General features: G+C 71.1%; 6 protein-coding genes. 3 read left to right on the top strand and 3 right to left on the bottom strand.

Annotated features, from left to right (window positions below):
• The 3 genes from JAO81_RS41130 to JAO81_RS41120 form a co-directional block, all read right to left on the bottom strand.
• Positions 1-974 (bottom strand): acetyl-CoA acetyltransferase (locus JAO81_RS41130; RefSeq protein WP_199553130.1); only part of this gene is annotated, 974 nt, incomplete at its 3' end.
• Positions 975-1,117: 143 nt separating this feature from the next.
• On the bottom strand, positions 1,118-1,384 hold the full coding sequence (locus tag JAO81_RS41125) for a DUF4235 domain-containing protein (RefSeq protein WP_165333065.1): 267 nt from the start codon (positions 1,382-1,384) through the stop codon (positions 1,118-1,120).
• A gap of 53 nt (positions 1,385-1,437) precedes the next feature.
• Positions 1,438-2,553 carry a YihY/virulence factor BrkB family protein gene (locus JAO81_RS41120; RefSeq protein WP_199553129.1) on the bottom strand — a complete coding sequence of 372 codons (1,116 nt, stop codon included), beginning with the start codon at positions 2,551-2,553 and terminating at the stop codon, positions 1,438-1,440.
• Positions 2,554-2,605: 52 nt separating this feature from the next.
• On the opposite strand from JAO81_RS41120, the gene JAO81_RS41115 reads away from it, so the two are divergent.
• From JAO81_RS41115 to JAO81_RS41105, 3 genes are all read left to right on the top strand, one after another.
• Complete coding sequence (locus JAO81_RS41115) at positions 2,606-2,977, top strand: DUF1801 domain-containing protein (RefSeq protein ID WP_199553128.1); 372 nt, start codon at positions 2,606-2,608, stop codon at positions 2,975-2,977.
• Between the two features lie 126 nt (positions 2,978-3,103).
• Complete coding sequence (locus tag JAO81_RS41110) at positions 3,104-4,297, top strand: acyl-CoA dehydrogenase family protein (RefSeq protein ID WP_199553127.1); 1,194 nt, start codon at positions 3,104-3,106, stop codon at positions 4,295-4,297.
• Positions 4,297-4,782, top strand: a complete 486-nt coding sequence (locus JAO81_RS41105) for a nitroreductase family deazaflavin-dependent oxidoreductase (protein WP_199553126.1) — start codon at positions 4,297-4,299, stop codon at positions 4,780-4,782. The genes JAO81_RS41110 and JAO81_RS41105 overlap by 1 nt, the downstream gene beginning before the upstream one ends.
• The last annotated feature ends 53 nt before the right edge of the window (positions 4,783-4,835 follow it).

Here is a 4,835-nt window from a genome sequence, read left to right as displayed (position 1 = left end):
AGGCCCCGGGTGAGCGTGACCCGCCCCTTCTCGACGAACGCGCCGCCCTCGCCCTCCGCACAGAAGCCGAGGTCTTCGAGGGTCACGAGCGTCATATACGTGAAGGCGTCGTAGATCTCGGCGACGTCGATGTCGGCCGGGGTGACACCGGCCCGCTCGAAGGCCAGCCTTCCGCTGACGGCCGCGGGCGAGACGGTGAAGTCCTCCCACTCGGACATCGTGGTGTGCGAGATGTGCTCGCCGGCCCCGAGGACCCAGACCGGTTCCTTGGCGCAGTCGGCCACGTACTCCTCGGCGACCAGGAGCACGGCCGCCCCGCCGTCGGACCGTATGCAGCAGTGCAGCTTCGTGAACGGGTCCGCGATCATCGGGCCGTCGAGCACGTCGTCCACCGTGATCGGGTCGCGGAACATCGCGTCCGGGTTGGCGGCGGCGTTCGCCCGGGCCTGTACGGCGACTTCGGCGAGCTGCTCGAGCGTCGTGCCGTACTCGTGCATATGGCGGCGCGCGGCCATCGCGTACTTCGAGATGAGGGTGTGGCCGTACGGGACCTCGAACTGGAGGGGGCCGCGGGCCCCGAAGGAGAGGTTCGAGGTGCGGCGCCTGGCCTTGATGTCGGCGCGGGCGGTGGAGCCGTAGACGAGGAGGACCGCGTTGGCGTGTCCGGCGGCGATGGCGTCGGCGGCGTGGGCGGCCATCACCTCCCAGGTGGAGCCGCCCACCGAGGTGGATTCGACCCAGGTGGGCTTGATCCCCAGGTACTCGGCCACCTCCACGGGGGCGAGGATCCCGAGCCCTGCCGAGGCGAAGCCGTCGATGACGCCCTTGTCGAGCCCGGAGTCCTTCAGGGCCCTGCGGGCGGCCTGGGCGTGCAGGGCGTAGGGGGTCGCGTCGTCGACCTTGCCGCAGTCGGAGAGGGCGATTCCGGCCACGGCTACTTTGCGCCGGGGGGCGCTGGTTATGACGGTGGACATGAATCTGACGGTACATCAGATTTGGTGGGCGGGGCAGGGGTTGGAGGTCGGGGCGGAGGCCTAGGGGGTGGAGGTGGCCGACTGGGGACCTAGGGGGTGGAGGTGGCCGACTGGGACCGAGGGGCAGAGGTGGCCGGCGGAGGTCAGCCGGGCCAGACGCCGGTCAGGCGGCGGGTGGCGGTGGCGCCGCCGCGGTCGACGGCCGCTTTGACGCCGGCGAAGATCGCGCCCTGCAGGACGGCCGCCGTGAGGACCTCGCGCCAGCTGCGGTGTTCATCGGTGGCGTCCGGGGCGTCCTCCTCGTTCGCGACGCGTTTCCAGACCTCCTTGAAAACGGCGCCGGCCAGGACGCCGCTCAGGGCGCCCAGGGCCATGCCGACCGGTTTGTAGACGATTTTCGAGGCTTTCATCGGCGTCTCCAGAAGGCGGGTGTCGATATCGGTCGTCCGTGTGTTCCGGTCTGTCAGCTCTCGAGGCGGCGGCGGTCCTCCTCGTCCCACGCCCGGGTGTCGCGCGGCTGGACGTACGGCTCGTCATCGGCCCGATGGCCTCCCGCGACGGCGCGCTGGCGGGCCATTTCCGCGTCCCACTCCAGGCCGAGCAGGATCGCCACGTTCGTGATCCACAGCCAGACCAGGAAAATGATCACGCCGGCGAACGTGCCGTATGTCTTGTTGTACGAGGCGAAGTTCGCCACGTACAGCGCGAACCCGGCCGAGGCGAGCATCCAGATCGCCAGCGCCAGCAGACTGCCCGGCGTGATCCAGCGGAACCCGCGCACCTTCGCGTTGGGCGTCGCCCAGTAGAGGATCGCGATCATGATCATCACCATGATCACGAGGACCGGCCACTTCGCGATCGACCACACCGACAGAGCCTCGTCGCCCAGGCCCAGCGCGCCGCCCACCTGCTCGGCCAGTCCGCCGGTGAACACGACGATCACCGCACTGGCCACCGTGAGCACCATCAGGACCACCGTCACGCCGACGCGGACGGGCAGCACCTTCCACAGGGGGCGGCCCTCCGGCATGTCATAGACCGCGTTGGCGCTCCTGATGAACCCGGCCACATAGCCGGAGGCCGACCACACGGCGAGCAGCAGACCCAGGATCGCCATCAGCGAGCCGATCCCGGACTTGCCCTGCAGCTGCTCCACCGCGGTGCTCAGGATGTCCCGCACCGCCCCCGGAGCGAGCTTCTGAATGTTGTCGAGGACCTCCTGCGACGCGGACTTCCCGAGGACCCCGAGCAGGGAGATCAGCGCGAGCATCGCCGGGAACAGGGCCAGGATCCCGTAGTACGTCAGCGCCGCGGCCCGGTCGGCCAGCTCGTCCTTCTGGAACTCCTTCACGGTGCCCTTGACCACCAGCCACCATGACCCCTTGGGCAGACCCGCCGGAGTATCCGGCGCCCGCCGCTCCACCTCCGCGTCCGGCCCGGTCCGCTCCACTTCCGCGTCCGGCCCGGTCCGCTCCACAGGCCCTTCCGGCCCGGTCCGCTCCACAGGCCCCTCCGGCTCGCGCCCCTCTGCCGGCCCGTCCGGCCCGTCCGGCTCGCGCCGCTTCCCCGTCGATGTCATGCCGCGCGAGTATCCGGTTGAGCGCCGGCCAACCACCGGGGATGCTCGGACCATGGTGCAGAGCGACGCCCGGGACGTGGACGCCTACCTCGGGGAGATCGAGGACGACAGCCGGCGCGCGGCGATGACGCGGCTGCGGGAGCTGTGCCGCGCCGAGCTCGCGGGGTTCGAGGAGGTCATGGCGTACGGGATGCCGGGCTACGTACGCGCGGGCGGCGGCCAGGAGATCGCGCTCGCCAGCCAGAAGCAGTACATCTCCTTCTATCTGATGCGCACCGACGTGCGCGAAGCCTTCGCGGCCAGGCTCGAAGGGCAGAACATGGGCAAGGGATGCCTGCGCTTCCGCAGCGCCGCCAAGGTGGACTACGACCTGGTCAGGGACCTGCTGAGGGCCACCGCGAAGGAGCCCGGGCAGATCTGCTGACGGCGCGGGAGCGGACCGGAGCCGACAAAGCGCCCTCCGCCCCTGTGCATCTGGCCGCGCAAGTCCTAACATGACGCGCCGTCAGATCCGGGGCCGCCAGAGGGGACCCGGGGGAGGAGCCCGCTCATGGACGCCGCGTTCACTGCCGAGCAGGACGAAATCCGCCGTACGCTGCGCGAGCTCATGGCCAAGCGCGCAGGCCCCGACGAGGTCAAGGCGGCGGCGCGCACCCCCGCCGGTCATGACGACGAACTGTGGCGCACCCTCGCCACCCAGCTGGGCCTGCCCGGCCTCGCCCTCGACGAGGAGCACGGCGGGGTCGGCTGCACGACCACCGAACTCGCCCTCGCCTGCGAAGAGACGGGACGTGTGCTGCTGCCTTCCCCGCTGCTCTCCACGGCCGCGCTCGCGCTGCCCCTGATCCGCCGGCTCGGCAGCGAGGAGCAGCGGCGCGAGCTGCTGCCGCGGATCGCCGAGGGTGCGCTGACCGCAGCGCTCGCCGTCCCGGGCGCCGCGCTCGCGACCGCGCTCGGTCTTGCCGGCGCCAATCAGGGCGACTGGGCGGGCGGCGGCCGCGCGGGCGGGGTGCAGGCGCGCTGTGGCGAGGACAGCTGGCGGCTGTACGGGCAGGCCGAGCAGGTCCTCGACGGGCACACCGCCGATCTGCTGCTCGTCGCCGCGCACACGGGCGGCTTCGCCCGCTCCCGTACGCTCCTCTTCCTCGTACGTGCGCAGAGCGAGGGCGTCGTCCGCGTACGGCAGACGACCCTGGACGAGACGCGGCCGCAGGCGAGGATCGAACTGCGGGACACCGCCGCCGAGTTGCTCGGCCCCGACGACGCCGCGGTGGTCGCCGAGGCGCTCGCCGCGACCGGGAACGCCGCCGCCGCCGTACTCGCCGCGGAAGCCGTAGGAGCCGCCGACCGCGCGCTCGAGCGGACCGTCGAATACGCCAAGCAGCGCGAGCAGTTCGGGCGGGCCATCGGATCGTTCCAGGCCGTGAAGCACCGGCTCGCGGATGTGTACGTGGCCGTGCAGGCCGCGCGTTCGGCCGCTTACTACGCGGCCTGGGCCGCCGTGCGCGATGACGGTGAACGCGTGGGAGGGCTCGCGCTCGCGCAGGCGCTCGACGCGCTGCGGACCGCGTCGGGGGAGGCGATCCAGCTGCACGGCGGGATCGGTTTCACCTGGGAGCACGAGGCGCATCTGTACTTCAAGCGGGCCGCGAGCGACGAACTGCTCTTCGGGCCCGTGCACCGGCTGCGCGCCCATGCGGCCGACCACGCCGGTCTGTTCGTCGCCGAGGAGGTCGCGGTCTGATGCCGCCCGGAGTCAAGCTCATGCAGAAGGTCTCGTCGAGCAAGCTGTTCATGAAGGTCGGTCCGCATTTCGTACCGGCGATGGACCGGGCCGTGCACAAGCTCACGCGCGGCAAGGTGATGCTCAGCGCGCAGATGCTGCCGGGGGTCATCCTCACGGTGAAGGGCGCGAAGAGCGGCATTGCGCGCCGTACTCCGCTGGCGTGCATGCCCGAGGAGGACAACGGCACCTGGGTGCTCATCGGCTCCAACTTCGGCCGGCCAGGACATCCCGTATGGACGGTGAACCTGCTGAAGAACCCGGACGCGGAGATCAGCTGGAAGGGCACGGACATCGACGTCACGGCCCGGCTGCTCGAAGGCGACGAGCGGGCCGCGGTGTGGGAGAAGTGCCTCAAGTTCTGGCCGCCGTACGCCACTTACCAGCAGCGAGTGGACCGGGAGATACGGCTCTTCCGCCTCGAGCGGCGCACACGGGAGCAGTAAGAAACGGGCGGACGGGGGCCCCCCCCCCCCCGCGGGGGCCGGCCCCCCCCGCC

Origin of the sequence: Streptomyces sp. N35 (assembly GCF_016464295.1) — a bacterium.
GTDB lineage: Bacteria > Actinomycetota > Actinomycetes > Streptomycetales > Streptomycetaceae > Streptomyces.
Note: the sequence above shows the minus strand (reverse complement) of the source record. Positions and strands in the feature narration are given on the sequence as shown.